Origin of the sequence: Alteromonas sp. H39, from assembly GCF_047556435.1 — a bacterium.
Classification (GTDB): Bacteria; Pseudomonadota; Gammaproteobacteria; order Enterobacterales; family Alteromonadaceae; genus Alteromonas.
Window position 1 is genome coordinate 4,018,491 of sequence record NZ_CP180210.1, and the last position, 17,223, is coordinate 4,035,713.

Sequence of the window (17,223 nt, forward strand, 5' to 3'; positions counted from 1 at the left end):
CACAATCTGAGAAAGTCTCAGGTGTTACACGACAGAGTTGCTAAAAAGTGCGTTTACAGGTAGTGAAAGGTGCTAATTCAGTTCTGTAGGAGTCATCCACTTTCTCCAATAAACTCCCGACATTTCAGGTAGATGCCGTTGGTCCAGCCAAACCCAAGCTGCACATCGTACTCACCGCCGCCGGCAGCGGTACCTGGTCGCATCACATCGTACTTCTCCAGTATGGCGTGATGTGCATTAAAATACGTATCCACACAATTGACCCAACGCGTTGCGATCTCCCGCGCCTGAGTCTTGTAGCCATAATGATCAAGCCCTTTAATGGCAAACCATTGCAACGGCGCCCAACCATTAGGCGAATCCCACTGTTGTGACGTGGTCGTCAGTGTGGTGACCAGTCCTCCGGGTGCCATGAATTTATTTAAGTGCTGACTGACCGATTGCGCCTGCGCGTTTGTTGCCAGCGCAGTAAACAGCGGCACTGCGGCGGCCAGAGACCATATCGACGTGTTACTTTGATTTTTTGTGTGCCAATCGAAGAAGAAGTGATGTTCTTCATTCCAAAGATAACGATTGATAGCCGCTTTTCGACGCTTGGCAGCGAGCTGATACTGCGTTGATATCGTCTTATCGTCAGCAAACAGTGTGGCCAGTAAGTTTTCCACATCGAACAACAGCGCATTAAGATCAACCGGGACAATTTGCGATGTACAAACCTCTTTCAGACTGCTGCCGCCATTAAACCAGCGCGAACTGAAGTCCCAGCCGGACTCACATGCCGCTCTGAGATCCTGATAAAATAGCGGCTTATCTTCGATATCCGATGCCGACTCAATATCTTCAAGGTAAGACTCGGGCCTGGGTGTAGTGGCATCGTCGAAATACCGGTTCAACAAACTACCGTCAGGCATCCCTACGACGCGTCTTTTAGCTTCGTCAGCGCCGACCGTATCGGCCCCGTCCATCCAGAACTCGTATTCGCGCTTTATGCCTTCACGGCAGCGTATATGAAAACTCTCGTCGAGCTCCTTAGAGGCGACCAGCTGGTAAAGCAACCCAAGAATTGGTGGCTGACTACGCGTGATGTAGTAGGCTCGGTTACCGTTTGGAATACAACCGACTTCCTGCTGAATAGCGAGAAAATTTTCTAGCATTGACAGCACCAGGTCCATGCGCCCGCTTACCATCAACCCCAGTGACGTGAAGTAGCTGTCCCAGTAATAAATTTCCCGAAAACGTCCGCCGGGAACAATGTAAGCGTGGGGCATAGGGATAAGGCTGGATACGCTGTTGTTATCCGGTGACTGACTCAGCACATCCCACATATGCTCGATATAGTCCTGTGCATTTGAAAACCGCGTAGACGACGTCAGTTCTACCGGTGAGGGCAAAATAAAATTGTCTTCCACAAATGTCGTTAATGAAAACCCACTGGCATGGCGCGCTTTCATATAATTGGCTTCTACCGTAGCCCAGTCGGTTTTTGGGGAAGCGTCAGCAAAGGTCTTGCTGTCTGCAAACAGTGCCTGCGACTGCACGCGCTGAAACAGCTCGGACTCGAAGAAAGACAGGGTATCTCGCCAAAAAGAAGTAGATTGCTTTGTCACGCCGATGCTCCTGCTGTTTGCTGCAGTAGCGGCGCAGACACCCGCTTAAAGAAGAACAGCGTAATCAGCATGCCCACAATCGGCACCAGTGCCAGTGAGAAGGCCCGCTGCCCGCCCATAGAATCAAACACAAACCCCGTGATCACAGAACCTGTGGTGCCGCCTAAGGCTGAGAACACCACAATCAGACCAGTCATTGGTGCTTGCTGAACCTTTGGCAATGCACTTAGCATAACCGAGTTAATAACCGGGTAGATTGGCGCCATCATCAGCCCAATTAACGGAATGAGAAAAGCGGCCAGAGGCGCGTCTGTCAGCGCGACGACGCTGCCCTCAGGCACGCGCTCAGCAAGAGGCAAACTCAGCAACATTATTGCAGCCATGCCTACCAGACACACGTTAATAAACGGATACCAGCTCACTTTTCGCAATATGCCGCCGGCTAAAAGCCTTCCTACCGCCAGTGAAACCGCAAACACACTGGTTATCTGGATACTGATATTCACCGGCAGACCTAATACCTCGCGGTTAAACGTTGGCAGCCAGGTCCCTATTCCCTGCTCAATCAAGACATAGAGAAAAACAGATAGCACGAAGATCAACACCAGCGGACGATAGGCAAGTTTGAGCATCGCAGTAAACGCCTGTACCGGTGTGTCTTCCAGATCGTCCATGGTGGGTTTGGCAATAGGTGCAAACAGTACCAACACCGTAATCAGAGCGCACAATGCGGCTAACAGGTAATACACATTCAGCCAGCTCAGGTTGGCACTGTCGCTGGCATCGATGAAAGCACTGAAAATCCAGTAACCTGATAACACCCCCAGCATGAAAATGCCTTCCACGATGTTCATCAGTGAAGAGTGTTCGCGGGTCGATGAGGAGAGCTGGCCGATAATGGCGTACACCGACACTTTTACCAGCGCAAAGGCCGTACCGACACCGGCGAACAGCAATTTCATTATCCAGAATTCGCTGATGGTTGGCGTGACCGCACACAATACGCCCACCAACACCAGTCCCGCCAGCATCGCCAGTTTATAACCCACACGCGGGATAAAAGACGCCACCAGAAAAGACACTGCTGCAATCGACAGGTCTTTAAACCCTTCCAGCGTGCTGGCATCCGGTTTTGATATACCAAAACTGTTGATGGACTGAAGTATGACGGTGCCAACGCTGTTCAGCAGAATAGCGAAAACGAAATAACTGGCAGCAATCGCCGCAATGATGAGTAAACGAGGCATTTGTAACACTCTGTTAACTTGCTTTTGCCGGAGTCTAGCCCGCGACAAATCAAAATGCAATCGTTTGCAAAGTTAATTTTCTGCGCGTGTTGAGCGTCGGATCTTAAGCGAAATATCGACAGTCTCAGAGCGTGTAGGCGCTCCCTCAAACTGCTTTAATAACTGCGATACCATCTTTTGCGCTGCCTGCTGGGTATCCTGCCTGACAGTGGTGATGGACGGATGCATTAATTCCGCCAGCGCAATGTCGTCGTAACCAACAATACTGACGTCTGCGGGAATATTGACGTACCGTTCTTTCAGCGCTTTCAGGGCGCCCAGCGCCAGCATGTCACTGATACAGACGATGCCGTCAAAGTTCAGGCCATTCTGACGCACCGTATCATTGATACAGTCGTAAGCTGCCTGGGAAGTAATATCGATGGGCAGCGTCAGCGACGGATCAGGCTCCAGGCCATGCTCGCGCAGCGCCTGTTCGTAACCTGCATGTCGTTCTGTCATCTCAGCATGCCCCGGATCGCCTAAAAACATGATGCGTTTGCAGCCGCCGTCTATCAGGTGCATGGTAGCCAGATAGCCGCCTTTACGGTTATCTCCACCAATAATTGGATAGATCGACGGCGTGGTAGGCTCTCCCCACACCACCAAAGGAACACCAGCGGCCGCGGCCTTGTCGATTTTTTCGTTACTTTTCCCCTGCCCGACTACGATCAGCCCATCGGCACGCTGACTGGTAATAAAATAATTCGCCCAGTCATCGCTGGCCATGAATGAGTTAGACAGCAGCAACTCATAGCCAGCGGCATTTAATGCCTTATTCAGCTCCGCAACAATTTTTAGCAGGAAAGGGTCTGAGATACTTTGCTCGGTGTCATCAATAAGATTGAGGATCACGGCAATCACGTTGGTTTTCTGCGTGCGTAAGCGGCTCGCAGCCGCATTCACGCTGTAGTTGTGCTCTCTGGCAAGGGTTTGCACTTTCTCGCGCGTCGCTTGCTTTATCAGCGGATTGTTTTTTAGTGCCCGTGATGCGGTCGATGTTGAAACACCAGCTAAGTGTGCAAGATCTGCCAGGGTGAATTTTGCGTCTGATTTCAAACTATCACTATCATATTTATTCTCTATAATTGTCAGAAGCCTACCGCATCGCACTAAAAGAGCCAATTAATCCTTCGAACTAAAACCGCTTTCATCTTCTCTGTATCAGTTTTTGTCACCGCCACCGTCTGCCGCTCACCCATCTGCCTCAAAATCGTATTAACATTTTATTTCCACTTTTTTGCAATCGTTTGCATTTTGCTATTGCAATCGATTGCAAACCGATCTAATTTGTTTCACATCGCTGAACGGCATGACAAAAAATTAACCAGATATCGCCATTCAGTTAACAACTCCCATGTTCAAAAATCAGGAGCACTCTATGAAAACGCGGTTCTCAAAACGGTTACTCGCCAGTGCTGTTGCCACAGCATTAACCAGCCAGATTGCCATGGCTCAGGAAGCAAAACCTACCAAAGAAAATACTGAGGTGATTGTTGTCAGTGGTACACCGGGCGGTGCAGGGATCAGAAAAATTGATGCCAGCTTTGCCGTTACCAATATTGATGCCAGCGACATAGAGCGCCTGGCGCCAAAATCCACGGCAGACCTGTTTAAAGCCATACCCGGTGTGTGGGTAGAAAGCTCAGGCGGTGAGTCTGGCGCGAACGTATTTGTACGAGGCTTTCCTGGCGGTGGCGATGCGCCTTTTTTAACTATCTCCCTGGAAGGCTCGCCAATTTATCCTGCGCCTACACTTTCGTTTCTGGAGAACTCGCAGCTTTTCCGCATTGATGAAACCATCGAGATGGTAGAGGGCTTGCGCGGCGGCCCGAACCCGGTTGTCAGTAACGGCCAACCCGGCCTGACCACTAACTTCCGTTTAAAGCGTGGTGGTGAGTCCACTGAAGCGCTGGCTAAATACACCACCTCGGATTACGGCCTGAACCGCGTTGATGTCGTTGCGAGCGGTGCCTTGGATGACGACCTCTACTACATGGTGGGTGGCTATATCAAAAGCTCACCAGGCATCCGTGATGCGGGCTTTCAATCAGAAGAAGGCAATCAGTTTACGGTAAACATTACCAAGGAATTTAATAACGGCGAGTTGAATCTCTACACCCGCCAAACAGACGATCACGGTACCTGGTATTTGCCTACGCCATTAAATGTTGACGGCATTGACGCCGAATACACGCAAATTGGTCCACTGAACCGTCAGGCGACCATCTCTTATGGCCCTGACAATACATCGCAGGCGTTTGACTTTGGTAATGGCCGTGGCTGGGATGGCCACGTGAGCGGCGGTAGTCTGAAGCTGGATCTGGCTGACGGATGGCGCATCGTTGACCGCTTTAACCTGACCAAAGGGGAAGCCAACACCTTTGGCCTGGTACCGGACGGTGCAGCCACCACGGTTGCAGACGTTGCCGACAATGGCGAGAGCGCCACCGGCAGTGTGACTGGCACCACCTATGGTGGCGATACACCCATTCAACAGATTGGCCGTTGGGTGGTGTTAAAAGACATAGAGTCGTTCACCAATGACCTGGCCATTTCCAAACAGTTTGATTCCATCGACGTGGCGCTGGGCTTGTATACTGCCACGACCAAAGCGGAAGACTGGTGGAGCATTGGCAACCAGGCATACCATGTACTGACACCAGGCGGCGAAATGCTCAACGGTATCGAATGTAATGCCAGTGATGAAGGTTGCGGCTGGGGTTACGATATTAATTCGGTAGGTGATGCCTCTACCTTCGCTACCTATGCCACCGCCACCTGGTATGCGACTGCAGACCTGAGCGTTGACTTAGGCCTTCGCCGTGAAAATCACGAAGTCAACTACTCGGTAGATGAGGGGCTGGACGGCCAGATTACCAAAGCGCTTGACTATGACGAAACCAAGACATCCTGGACGCTGGGAGCCAACTACGCACTGAATGATTTCAGCGGGGTATTTGTGCGTATGAACCGTGGCTATAAGATGCCTTACTTCGATGATTTTCGTGATAACTGGGGCGCCTATACCGGCGGTAACGAGTTAATTAAAGAAGTCACTCAGGGCGAGTTGGGCTACAAGTTTATGGATGACAATATCCGTTTCTTCGCCACCGCCTTTATGAACGAGGTAAAAGGTGACACCTTTGTCCGTCGTCCGGGCGCACCTGCGGAAATCCTGACTAATGAAGCCTACGGTATTGAGCTTGATGGTAACTACGAGCACGATTCCGGCTTTGCGCTGAACCTCAACGCGACATTCCAGGAAACTGAAATTACTGCCAGCGCCACGAACGAAGGTAACGAAGCACAGCGTCAGCCAGGCTGGCAAATTCGCATGACGCCAAGCTATGGCTTTGAAACCAGCAACGGTATGTACGGATCGGTTTATGCGACGCTGTCTGCTGTCGATGATCGTTTCGGAAACAACGAGAACACCGTGGTTCTGGAAGGGTATGAGAAAGTCGACGTAGGCGTCACGCTGGATCCTACAGACAACCTGCGTGTGCAATTGTCAGTGGACAACCTGACTGATGAGCAGGGTATTACCGAGGGCGACCCGCGTAATCCTGATGCACCAAACGGGCGTTATATCATGCCGCGCAGTATCAAACTGAGTGTGTCCTATCAGTGGTTCTGATAACCATTGTTCTGCTGTAAAGAGAGCCCTCCGGCTCTCTTTTTTTATTCTCTGGATTTTTCCTATCGGCGAATAGCGACGAAAAAGCAAATGTGAAGCAGAGATAACAAATGAATGAAGTTTTCCTATACGCGCGAGTTGATGATCTGCTTGAGATACTTCAGGTTATTAAGGTAAAGGGTTTGTCTTAGGAAGCACAATGCGTTTATCTCCATCTACACTCATCTTCGATATCAACGAAACTCTGCTCGATATGCAGGCGGTGAAATCAGCTATCGCGGATGCCCTTGATGGTGATGATTCACTGGTGCCGCTGTGGTTTTCCACGCTACTTCATCATTCTCTGGTGGATATGGCCAGAGGCGAATTTAATGATTTCTCAGAAATCGGGGCTGCTGCACTGGTAATGGTGGCTCACGGCTTGGGTAAAACGGTTAGTCTGGAAAAGGCCCGGGAGATAATTACCGCGCCGATGACATCGTTGCCTCCCCACGACGACGTGATCGAAGGGCTCAGTGAACTTAAGAATCGAGGCTATAAGCTGGTGGCATTATCAAACTCCTCAGCGTCGGGACTTCAACACCAGCTTGAATACGCAAAGATAATCCAACTGTTTGAATCTGTACTAAGTGTGCAGTCGATTCGGACTTACAAGCCTTACCCTGAGGTTTACCAATGGGCACTGCAACAATGTCAGACTGAAGCGGAAGATACTATGATGATTGCCGCGCATGGTTGGGATCTGGCCGGTGCGGCTGCTTGCGGCCTGAAAACCGCATTCGTAAGACGACAGGGAAAAATGCCTTATCCGCTCGCGCAACAGCCTGATTTATCCGTTTCAGGACTGCGCGAACTCACCTCCAGACTCGACAAACTCTGACGCAACGTGCGCAGGTCAAAGTTTGTCAGACGAAAATCTGGGGCTTAGTTAACAGAAAAGCCTTTCGTTGTGCACGATGACTTTTTGCTTTCAAGCGCCTTAAGCTGCTTCTTTAGCCATTCACCCTGAATGGACGACTTCGTTTCCTTCAACTCTTTGCTGACGCGTGAAATTTCTTTGCTCACGCCATTGCACGCACCCTGTGTCGGTTGAAACGTATTTGCCATTAAAGAAGGTGAAGCGACAAGTAAACCCATTGCCAGAATATTACGAATTTTCATCAGTGCCTCCATCGCGAAGAAGTCATTGGTAATTAGTTACGTCCGCAGCGCTGGTTCACAAATTATTCCAACTTTGCGGCTCATTTCGTATCGTTGACTATAGCACTTCATTTTTAGTTTTCAGGTGCCGTATCCCATACGTAAGAATGATTTTTGACCAAGCTTTGTTTGTTACGCGTATACTGTTGTGTACTGACTAACGATACCGAAAATACATTTGATTAAGGTACAGGACATGACGATAAAAACGCTGTGGATGTTACTGGCAATAGGGCTGGTCGGTTGCAAGACACTGCCAACACCAACCGATGTAGATAACGCCGACTACGGCGCCTACCCGGCTGACTATGAAGCTATAGTCAAAAGTTACTACCGCTCAAAGCTGAGTGATCCTGACAGTGCGCGCTATCAGCTGATCGCCACTCCACAACGATACTGGCTTGGGAACGAGCTCGATGATGTATATTACGGCTACCTGGTTTGCGTGACATTAAACACCAAAAACCTGTTCGGTGGCTATAAAGGGTATCAGACCGACGGCCTTCTAATACGTAACGGGGATGTCATTAAACATGTTGAAGAAGGCTCGTGGTGGGGTAAGGAGATTTGTACTGCGCCGGCAACCTGATAATGTCGGGTCAGGGGGCACGCTACCTTTACGCTGAAAGCAGTTTTCATCCCAGATTTATATAGTCTGAGCGCGGCAGGTCATATCGTGCGGTGCCACCAGCCCATTCTGACACCCCCGCAGCTAATGAACATGGGGCTGATTATGAGGGTGAGAGTGCAGATGATCTTCCTCATCACGGCATGGCTCACCTGGCAGCTCAAACTCAATGGTGGTGTGCGACAGATGAAACGGCGCGAGTTTATCATTGACCTGCTTTTTCAGCGCTTTAAGCGTTTGTGCGTCAACGCTGACATTAAGTACCAGATGCGCAGTGAGCACATGCTGTTCACCATCCAGCGACCATAAATGCACATGGTGTATTTCCTCAACATGCTCCACACTCATCAACGCCTGTTTTATCTCTTTATGTTCAACGTCATCAGGCACCCCTTGCAGGAATAACTTCATGGTCTGAATGACATAACGCACCACATTAAACAGAATAAACAGCGTAAAACCTATGGACAGGACCGGGTCAAGAATGGGCCAGTGAAAGAAATGCAAAGTGATAGCGACAATAAGCACTGCCACCCATCCCATGGTGTCTTCAATCAAGTGCCAGTTCAGCACTTTTTCATTCATTGAATGGCCACCATGAAGTTTATAGGCCGCCAGTCCATTTACCAGCACGCCAAGGATAGCCAGACCAATCATGCCCTCGGTCATCGGCATTTCAGGCGCAAGCAAGCGAGGTATGGCCTCCGACAACACCCAGACCGAACCCGCCACCAGGATCACGCCATTGATCATTGCGCCCAGCAAACTCAGTCGTTTGAAACCATAGGTATACTTGTGCGTCGCTTTTTGATGTCCCAGTTTTCCCAGATACCAGGCCAGTCCGATTGAGAGGGTATCGCCAAGATCATGAACCGCATCAGCCATGATAGCGACACTGTTAGTTAACCAGCCCCCGATAAACTCAATGATGGTAAAAAAAAAGTTCAGCCAGAACGCAAACCCGATACGGCTGGTATCGGTCTCTTGTCCGTGTCCGTGATGTCCGTGCTGATGCATATGTGCCTTTTGCGCTCTGTTGATCTGACCAATTCAGTATGGCTTTCCCTTTTCCATGGTGCGAGAGCTGCGACAATAATTCAATGGTTTCTTCCCATGAAAGGTGGATAAGCTAGTCAAAAGGCTGACCCTGATACCTGAACGTTTGCGGTAACGGCGAGGTAAGCTCACAAACTGGCCGTCTGGCTGACGGAGGGAATAAAAGCCAGCGTTCCCGATGTGCTTTTCCGGCCTCTATGGCGTCATCGGTATCAAGGCAGGAGCTTGTAATAGAATCAGGCATTAAAATCCACCGCGGCGCATCACCAGATGTTCCCTCAGACTGCCATTGCCAGGCAGCCTGCACTTGCAGAGACAGTGGAGTATGGTAACCAAAATGCACCACCGTAAACGGGTTAAATAAAATGAATTGCTCTTTGGTATCGATTACCGCGACTTCTGCATTGCCGGGAAGATGCCGTTGTGCCACCTCAAAAATATTGTGCGGTGTACGGGCTACATTTATTGATGGCGCGCCCCACAAACTGTAACTAAGCCACAGCACTATTGAGAAAGCCGACCATATGGCAACGCTGTGTCTCCGGGTCAGCAATACCGCCATCGCGCAGGCTGCTCCAGTCACGATCAGCCACCATGTCAGTTCCACGTCATGCTTGATATACAGTGCCGGTAGTGGCCCGTTTCCGGCCAGTGCCAGCCCTCCCAGCACTATCATGACTGACGAGATTAACAGGGTAAAAAGCAGCAGTAATCGCCTGACACCTGTACGCGCATAAACACTCTGCAAGAAAGGCGCTGCAGCTATTACCAGCATGGGTAACGCAGGCAGAATGTAGACCCCCCGTTTACCACTGCTGATGCTGAAAAATAACACGGTCAGCACAGTAAACACCAACGGCATCACTACGCTGGCCCGACGTAGTTTAAAAGCGTCCTTCCAGAATCCCGCAAGCCAGGGAAATAGCAGGATCACCGGGAGCCACGCCCACGGCACAACATGGGTTACGTAATACCAGAATGGCTTGATGTGATGCCAGGCATTCGCATACCGGGTTACAGTTTGATTTAACAGGATATTGTCGCGATAGGCGACAAACGCACTGTTTCCCGAAGCATGTACTGTCCATATCATTGGTAGCAGCCACATCGCCAACGTTGCCAGCAGCAACATCACCCCAATAAGCCACTGACCTGCAGTTAACCGGTATATATCGTGCGTTGCTGACTGTGAACGCAGTAAAAAAGAATAGGGAACCAGCAGCAGTAGCGGAAGAAATCCCACGCCTTTGGTCATGATCCCCAGCGCCATAAACACACAGGCAGCATACCACCAGCGATGTTGACCGGGGAACAAGGTGGCCCGTAATACGCCATAACAACCCAGCGTGATCCACATACACACTGTGGCATCAATCTGCGCTGTTTTTGCCTGCAATATAAACTGAAACGTAAAAAGGAGCGTGAATACCGCAAGCCAGGCAGCTTGCCGACCGTGCAGGCGACGAGTCAGGTCAAAGACGGCCAGCGCTGTTACTATGCCAGACAACGCAGAGGGAAGCAGAAAAGCAATTTTCAGCGACCCGCTTATTAAAAACACACAGGCTATCATCCACATGAAAACCGGCGGTTTATCGGGATACAGCTCCCCGCCCCGCATGGGAAATAACCACTGCCCGGTTTCCACCATTTCTCTGGCAACCTGAGCAAAACGAGGCTCATCAGCGGGCCAGGGATCACGCAGCCCAATCCCCGCCAACAATACTGTGCCAAGCAGCACCGCTAACCATAACCAGTCGCATTGCGGAATATGAGTCTTTGGAGCCAACATCGTTACATTTGACTCCGGCTGGCAGGCACAATGGAGGCGTGATACCAATGATAGATGTATGCACTTAAGCCAACAGAAACCGCAAAAAGGATAAGGCTTACGGAAAACTGCCAGGCTGATACCTGTTCAATGCCCGCCCCAAGCAGGGCAAACACCACTAACTGTGGTAAATAGCCTGCCGCGGATGCCAGTAGAAAGGCGCTACCGCTGACAGGTGTTACGCCTGCCACCAGATTTGTCAGCGCGTTACTGCCTACAGGAAACAGACGGATAGCCAGCGTCGCGGAATAGGGTCGCGCGTCCATGACCGGTTTCAGTTGACGAAAAAGGTGCGGGAACCGGCGCTTTACCCAATGAGATAAAAAGCGACGGGCAATCCAGAAACCGCCAATACAGGACAAACAACAGGCGACCAGTGACAGTGCCACGCCTCCTGCCGCCCCAAGAAGGCTGCCAAAATAGAACGCGACTACCTGACGCGGGAAGCCAAATACCATGGCTGCACCCGCTGCCAGCGTAATCGTTAGCCAGCCTGCCAGACCAAACCGGGAGAGCCATCCTGTCACCATCGCCGGCACCAGCGAGTCTGAATCAGCAATCACGCGTACCGCAACCACCAGCGATAAACATAAAAACAGCACCGAGAACATCGGCAGTATTTGTTTCCCTTGCCGGACTATCGGTTCAACTTTCATCGGTGTGCAACATAATTTCCGGACGAGGACAACGGCGCTGTAACCACAGCACGCCCAACATATCGACGATCCCTACGCCAAGACGACTAAGCAATGTGTATTTTGAGGTACCGATCACTCGTTCACGGTGATTTACTGGAACGACGGTAATGCTGCCACCAATGCGACGCACCAGTGCAGGAATAAACCGGTGCATATGATCAAAAAAGGGCAACATCATAAATGTGTTTCTGGGAAACAATTTGATACCGCACCCGGTATCAGGTACCTGATCATTCAGCAGTCGCTGACGAATGGCATTGGCCACTCTGGACTGCATCCTTTTAGAGAACGTATCTCTGCGTTTGTGCCGGAAGCCCGCAATACAGAAGTGTGCGGCCGTTTGCTTGCTGGCGCACTGAAGCATGGCGGGAATATCCGCCGGGTCGTTCTGTCCGTCAGCGTCCATCGACACTATCCATTTGCCCTTTGCCAGGGATATGCCGGAATAGAGTGCAGAAGACTGGCCCACACTATTGCGGTGTTGTAGCAGCCTTATCGGCACATCGCCTCTGGCTTGCACAGCTTTAATTTCCGCCTTCGTATTATCTGTACTGCCGTCGTCGATGTAGATGATTTCGTAGCAATAGTTGCCCGGGATAGCTTGTCGGATTTCAGCTACCAGCGGCTCAATATTTCCTTGCTCATTACGGGCCGGAATGACAATAGACAAGTCCAAGGCTTACCTCGACAGATGTTTTTTGCCTATCGTAATTATGGAGGCTTAAGTGAACCTTAAGGAAATAATATAAATGCCGGCAAAAAGAAGACTCTTAACAGCAATGGCAGGGACAGGTCACATCAGCCTTACGGGCTTTTCGAGCCAACTTCCCTAACGCATTATTGATGCGATGATAATATCTTCACTCTTGTACGTTTATCGCAAATAGGTGGTTAGTAACCACCATGCGGGCAATGGCGTCGCTACACGCACACCAGTAAGTGGCGTTAATAAAAAGTGCGGTGCACTTTCTCAAGCTGCACGCTCCGACAGCAGACGCAGTGTCCCTTTAGCAATAAGACAAGCGCGGCTTTCAGTTTTCCGCACTCTGGCCTCAGGTAACGGGAGCGAAAGCGAGCTATACCGGGACGAAAATCAATTATTTACCAATAAACTAACGTTGCTTCCCAGATCAACTTTAGCGCCAGCAGGGTGACAATCCAGCGAAATACGCGAAGAAAGCGTTCGGCGGGGATTTTAGACAATATTTTAAGACCGGCCCAGGTGCCAATAAATCCGCTTAGTATCATCGCGGCAATCAATCCCAGCCATGCAAAGAACTGAAATCCTATAGCGCTAAACACCATAGCTTTGAGGATATTCTGAAACGTCATGCAACTGGCAAAGGTGGCAGTTATCTGCATTTTACTGTAGCCATTGCGGTGTACAAACGCTGCCACTAGTGGGCCGGTCGCGCCGACAAACATGGCAGCGAGTGTAGTAACAGCCCCGGCCAACATACGTCCAAGAGGCGTCATTTCGCGCGCCTTGGGTTTGCTTCCCCACACCAGAAACAGAATGAATGCTGCCACTGCATACTGAATTACCACCAGCGGTAACTGCACTACTACCAGCGATGCCAGCAGGGCGCCGGGTAGCGCGCCCAAACTAAAATAAATCACCATTTTCCAGTCGATATGACGCCGGGTCATGACCGCGCGATTGCCGTTAGATCCTAGCTGCACCAGGCCATGCAGAGGAATGAGCGCGGCTACCGGTACCGTCGTGGCCATTACCGCCAGCAGGAGAACGCCGCCCCCGATACCCATACTGGCAGTTATCAGGGAGGTGAACCCGGCAAGCACAATCAGCCCGGCCGCCGTAAGTAGTGTGATAGCCCCGTCTGCCGTCAGCAGACTCGTTAACAGCTCACCCATTCTTGATAGTCGTTACCCTGCAGACTTGCGATTCCGCGCCGACACCACTGATAAATTCAGCCTCGCCATGATGTTCCCAGTACAGGGTATTGGCCCCCTCGTATCGTGTGCCGCTGGCGGCTTTCATCTGCCACAGTAATAATGGGCGCGGCCCGCCTTCTATTACCATGGCTGGCTCTGGGGTATTGAAAAACCGCACGGTATAAACGCGCTCTCCCGGACACACAAGAGAGGTCTGCGCCATTGGCTCGACTAGAGCGTATTGCGCCTGAAGCTCGCTGATACGCTGGATATACTGCTCGCGCACGCAGTGCGATATATCTGTTGCCTGCCAACAGGCATCGCGACCTTTTATCCAGCCTCGCTGCATGGCTTTAAGCGATGTCTCCTGTTGCCCGTCCACCGTTCTCAATGCGTTCATATATGTGTCTTCAAGCCAGGTATCCAGTGCGGCCAGCGACGCTGACTGACAAATTGCCTGCTCTGCCTGTCCAGAGTTGTCATGACAGGAAAATGTCGGTTTCACATTTTGCGCAGCAAGCACAGAATCACACCACGCCAGCGTACCTCCTTCGGGAAACGATGACTGTCCCTGCCGAGCAAGTTGATGCTCGACGCTACCATACCATTCGTGACTTCCTGGATCCGGCCCGTGTCCCTGACCATCCTGCACAGAAAGGTAATATTGCACGCGGGACAACACTGCTGCAGGACAAGCGTCATCTTGTTTCAAAACGGGCGCGCTAGCCGGGGCGTCGGGAGAATGGCTGGATTGCTGACAACCACCAAGCAGTAAAAATACGACAGCGAGAACCGGAGTGTAAAAACGCATAGGATTTCCTGAATTAGCATTAACCGAGGTGTTGGCACAGTAAACGCACCTGTATTACTGCGCCAGTTGAATGTATTCAGAGTACAGGAAATTCAGCGCTTCGCCACAACCCGGATTGTGTTGAGGCATATTGCTGCTGATACCGGTTATGGCGCCCAACGCGTGAACTGAAGAAGGCAAAAAGGGTGCCTGCAAGTCATGTCACCAGAGAGAAAGAGGCGCTCCGCGTATAACTTCGCCTGACGATCTGCGCATCGGTGCCCCTGTTTCAGCACTCAGGATGCTTACCGGGAGGCGCGGCGCTATGAGGCCGATGAACGCTTCGTCAGACTCAACCAAAAAATCATTTCAAACAGTACACCGAGTAAGACAAACACCACAATACCGCCGTGCAACCCCATGGCAAAACACACTATTGAGGCCAGCAGACAGGCTATAATGAGAACAATCCGTGAAACCATAATCAATCACCTCAGGGGCGCATCCCCCCACGTAAACAACAGCCATTTTTCCAGCAATTATCATGTAATAGCGTAAAGCTAACGTTTCATTCAACGCCATATTCCGCACTATCTGATACTTAATTATGGTTAATATTTCGTGAATTGCTGAAACTTTTCGTAAAAATTCGTTACGGATTTTCACCCCTTTTCACCACCTCAGGCGTTTGGTTGAAAAGAGGAGAAATAACATGACAACACTTACCTGCTTTAACACACCCACACCATCACCGGCACGCCTGCTCGGTGCAATTACACTGGGGGGCGTTATCACATTCGGATTGTTTGCAGTGATGGCGAAGCTGGTTGCTCAGGATGACACTCCCCTTGTGGTGAGCTCTATGCCGGTCATCCCCAACCCGGTATTGCAACTGGAAGATGAGAAAACCATAGTGCGTCCCACGCTGCCAAAAAGAGAAAAACCGCAAACCCCTCCGCCTCCCAGCAGAATCACGTCGGATCCTATAGAGGTCACGATGGGGGAGCCCAACATCGGCACCGGATTTACCGGGATTGATAAAATAACCATAGATAACGATTTCAGTTCAGGACTGAGCGATCAACAAGCCCGACCCGTGGTACAAATCGAGCCGGCGTACCCACCAGACGCCGCGAGGGATGGCATTGAGGGATGGGTATCTTTGTCGTTCACCATAGACGCGCTTGGTGGCGTTAAGGATATCACCATCATTGACGCTGAACCGGCAAGAGTCTTCAATCGTGAGGCTCGCCGCGCACTCGCACGATGGAAGTACCGCCCGAAAGTCGTTGAAGGCAACGCTGTGAGCCAGCCAGATATGCGTGTATTATTAACGTTCAGACTTGACCAGTAAGGATATCCGTTGAGCGTGGTACTCTCTATCCAGCAGTGGCTCGGACTCAGTATTTCAAACGACATACTGATGAGCCGCTACGCCGATACCGGCGAACAGGCGCTGCTGGCACGCTTGTATGATGAATGCGGTGATGATCTTTACCACTTTCTTCTGGCCATGACATCGCCGGACACTGCCATGGATGTGGCGCAAAAAACCTGGGTAACGGTCATTGAGAAACGTCACCTGTACGTCGCCAGCGGGCGCTTTGAAAGCTGGCTGTTTACCCTAGGCAGACACGCTCTGATTGATGAAATCAGAAAACAGCGACGGCTTACTTATGATGACGCGTTACTTAGCAAGCAAGCTGCCCCCGAGACTGGCGTTTATCAACAGTCGGATTGTTTCAGACAAGCACTTGCCGCCTTGCCATTTGTCCAGCGCGAAGCATTTTGTCTGCAACAGGAAGGATTTGGATTACAGGAAATTGCGACAATTTGTCACAGCAATCGCGAGACTATTAAAACGCGACTGCGTTATGCCCGTGAAAGTTTGAAAAGCGCGTTAGAGGCCGCACATGACTGACCAGCACGATCCGCTTGCGAAACAATACCAACAGCATAAGCGTCACTATCCGGCACCTGACAAACTGCGCCGTTATGTGCTGCAGAAAAACAGTCATCACGCACGCAAAGTGTCGTCTCCGCTTCCATTGCGGCAATGGCAACTTGCTGCCGCAGCAGTGGTGGCGATTATTGCTTTTATTGGTATATGGGGCACCAGTATCACGCTAGTTACGCCTCCTGGCACGGTTGTCGATGTGGCCATGGTTCAGTATCACGGTTTTGACACCAGTACCGGTAAACAGCCCGATTTCAGCGCGCAGAAGGTTCGCGAGTTTACCGCTTACCAGCAGCGCCAGCTAATTGTCTCATCCCGATATCAGCAGCCCGCAACGGTGCTGACAGTAGGCGACACCCTGGTACTCAGCAACTGTAACGAAGACATTATTGCCTTATCCGACTCGCTGGTAGCCACACTTCATGAGAAAAAGAGCATACCTGATACTCTTTCCCCAGGAGACATCGTAGATATCGCCTTTAATCAGGACGGTTATATCATCGAGCTAACCAAACCGATACCAGCCATCGCTGACAACAATCTGGCCTCCTGTTCATAACCGTTACCAGCGTGCAACAGACGACACCACGATGCCTGGCGTCGTCATCAATTTTCTCCAATTTTCTTAGACTTATGT

The 17,223-nt window shown here is 50.8% G+C and carries 17 protein-coding genes; 6 read left to right on the top strand and 11 right to left on the bottom strand.

Features of this window, described 5'->3' with window-relative positions:
* Positions 1-92: 92 nt before the first annotated feature.
* From treF to ACLBLI_RS17570, 3 genes are all read right to left on the bottom strand, one after another.
* A complete protein-coding gene (gene treF / locus ACLBLI_RS17560) occupies positions 93-1,607 on the bottom strand; it encodes an alpha,alpha-trehalase TreF (protein WP_414828823.1) in 1,515 nt (504 codons plus the stop codon).
* On the bottom strand, positions 1,604-2,854 hold the full coding sequence (locus ACLBLI_RS17565) for an MFS transporter (protein WP_414828824.1): 1,251 nt from the start codon (positions 2,852-2,854) through the stop codon (positions 1,604-1,606). Before ACLBLI_RS17565 ends, treF begins: the two co-directional genes overlap by 4 nt.
* Before the next feature lie 72 nt (positions 2,855-2,926).
* A complete protein-coding gene (locus tag ACLBLI_RS17570; protein WP_414828825.1) occupies positions 2,927-3,952 on the bottom strand; it encodes a LacI family DNA-binding transcriptional regulator in 1,026 nt (341 codons plus the stop codon).
* Positions 3,953-4,274: 322 nt separating this feature from the next.
* On the opposite strand from ACLBLI_RS17570, the gene ACLBLI_RS17575 reads away from it, so the two are divergent.
* A complete protein-coding gene (locus ACLBLI_RS17575) occupies positions 4,275-6,533 on the top strand; it encodes a TonB-dependent receptor (RefSeq protein WP_414828826.1) in 2,259 nt (752 codons plus the stop codon).
* 199 nt (positions 6,534-6,732) lie between these two features.
* Positions 6,733-7,413, top strand: a complete 681-nt coding sequence (locus ACLBLI_RS17580; RefSeq protein WP_414828827.1) for a haloacid dehalogenase type II — start codon at positions 6,733-6,735, stop codon at positions 7,411-7,413.
* Positions 7,414-7,457: 44 nt separating this feature from the next.
* On the opposite strand, the gene ACLBLI_RS17585 is transcribed toward ACLBLI_RS17580, so the two are convergent.
* A complete protein-coding gene (locus ACLBLI_RS17585; protein ID WP_414828828.1) occupies positions 7,458-7,694 on the bottom strand; it encodes a hypothetical protein in 237 nt (78 codons plus the stop codon).
* 235 nt (positions 7,695-7,929) lie between these two features.
* On the opposite strand from ACLBLI_RS17585, the gene ACLBLI_RS17590 reads away from it, so the two are divergent.
* Positions 7,930-8,322, top strand: a complete 393-nt coding sequence (locus tag ACLBLI_RS17590) for a hypothetical protein (protein WP_414828829.1) — start codon at positions 7,930-7,932, stop codon at positions 8,320-8,322.
* A 123-nt stretch (positions 8,323-8,445) separates the two neighbouring features.
* Here ACLBLI_RS17590 and ACLBLI_RS17595 read toward each other — a convergent pair whose 3' ends face one another.
* From ACLBLI_RS17595 to ACLBLI_RS17625, 7 genes are all read right to left on the bottom strand, one after another.
* Positions 8,446-9,378: a cation diffusion facilitator family transporter gene (locus ACLBLI_RS17595; protein WP_414828830.1), complete on the bottom strand. Its 933-nt coding sequence runs from the start codon at positions 9,376-9,378 to the stop codon at positions 8,446-8,448.
* Positions 9,379-9,490: 112 nt separating this feature from the next.
* Positions 9,491-11,206: an ArnT family glycosyltransferase gene (locus ACLBLI_RS17600; protein WP_414828831.1), complete on the bottom strand. Its 1,716-nt coding sequence runs from the start codon at positions 11,204-11,206 to the stop codon at positions 9,491-9,493.
* Positions 11,207-11,208: 2 nt separating this feature from the next.
* A complete protein-coding gene (locus ACLBLI_RS17605) occupies positions 11,209-11,901 on the bottom strand; it encodes a TVP38/TMEM64 family protein (protein ID WP_414828832.1) in 693 nt (230 codons plus the stop codon).
* Positions 11,891-12,619, bottom strand: a complete 729-nt coding sequence (locus tag ACLBLI_RS17610) for a glycosyltransferase family 2 protein (RefSeq protein ID WP_414828833.1) — start codon at positions 12,617-12,619, stop codon at positions 11,891-11,893. Before ACLBLI_RS17610 ends, ACLBLI_RS17605 begins: the two co-directional genes overlap by 11 nt.
* Positions 12,620-13,044: 425 nt before the next feature.
* Positions 13,045-13,818 carry a sulfite exporter TauE/SafE family protein gene (locus ACLBLI_RS17615; protein WP_414828834.1) on the bottom strand — a complete coding sequence of 258 codons (774 nt, stop codon included), beginning with the start codon at positions 13,816-13,818 and terminating at the stop codon, positions 13,045-13,047.
* Positions 13,811-14,650 (bottom strand): lysozyme inhibitor LprI family protein, encoded by an 840-nt coding sequence (locus ACLBLI_RS17620; RefSeq protein WP_414828835.1) that lies wholly within the window; start codon positions 14,648-14,650, stop codon positions 13,811-13,813. Before ACLBLI_RS17620 ends, ACLBLI_RS17615 begins: the two co-directional genes overlap by 8 nt.
* A gap of 302 nt (positions 14,651-14,952) precedes the next feature.
* Positions 14,953-15,111: a hypothetical protein gene (locus ACLBLI_RS17625; protein WP_414828836.1), complete on the bottom strand. Its 159-nt coding sequence runs from the start codon at positions 15,109-15,111 to the stop codon at positions 14,953-14,955.
* A 230-nt stretch (positions 15,112-15,341) separates the two neighbouring features.
* Here ACLBLI_RS17625 and ACLBLI_RS17630 point away from each other — a divergent pair, with 230 nt between their 5' ends.
* From ACLBLI_RS17630 to ACLBLI_RS17640, 3 genes are read left to right on the top strand one after another with little or no spacing between them, the layout of a single operon-like run.
* Positions 15,342-15,983 carry a TonB family protein gene (locus ACLBLI_RS17630; RefSeq protein ID WP_414828837.1) on the top strand — a complete coding sequence of 214 codons (642 nt, stop codon included), beginning with the start codon at positions 15,342-15,344 and terminating at the stop codon, positions 15,981-15,983.
* Between the two features lie 15 nt (positions 15,984-15,998).
* Positions 15,999-16,550 (top strand): RNA polymerase sigma factor, encoded by a 552-nt coding sequence (locus tag ACLBLI_RS17635; protein ID WP_414830999.1) that lies wholly within the window; start codon positions 15,999-16,001, stop codon positions 16,548-16,550.
* On the top strand, positions 16,543-17,145 hold the full coding sequence (locus tag ACLBLI_RS17640) for a hypothetical protein (RefSeq protein WP_414828838.1): 603 nt from the start codon (positions 16,543-16,545) through the stop codon (positions 17,143-17,145). Before ACLBLI_RS17635 ends, ACLBLI_RS17640 begins: the two co-directional genes overlap by 8 nt.
* Positions 17,146-17,223 lie beyond the last annotated feature (78 nt).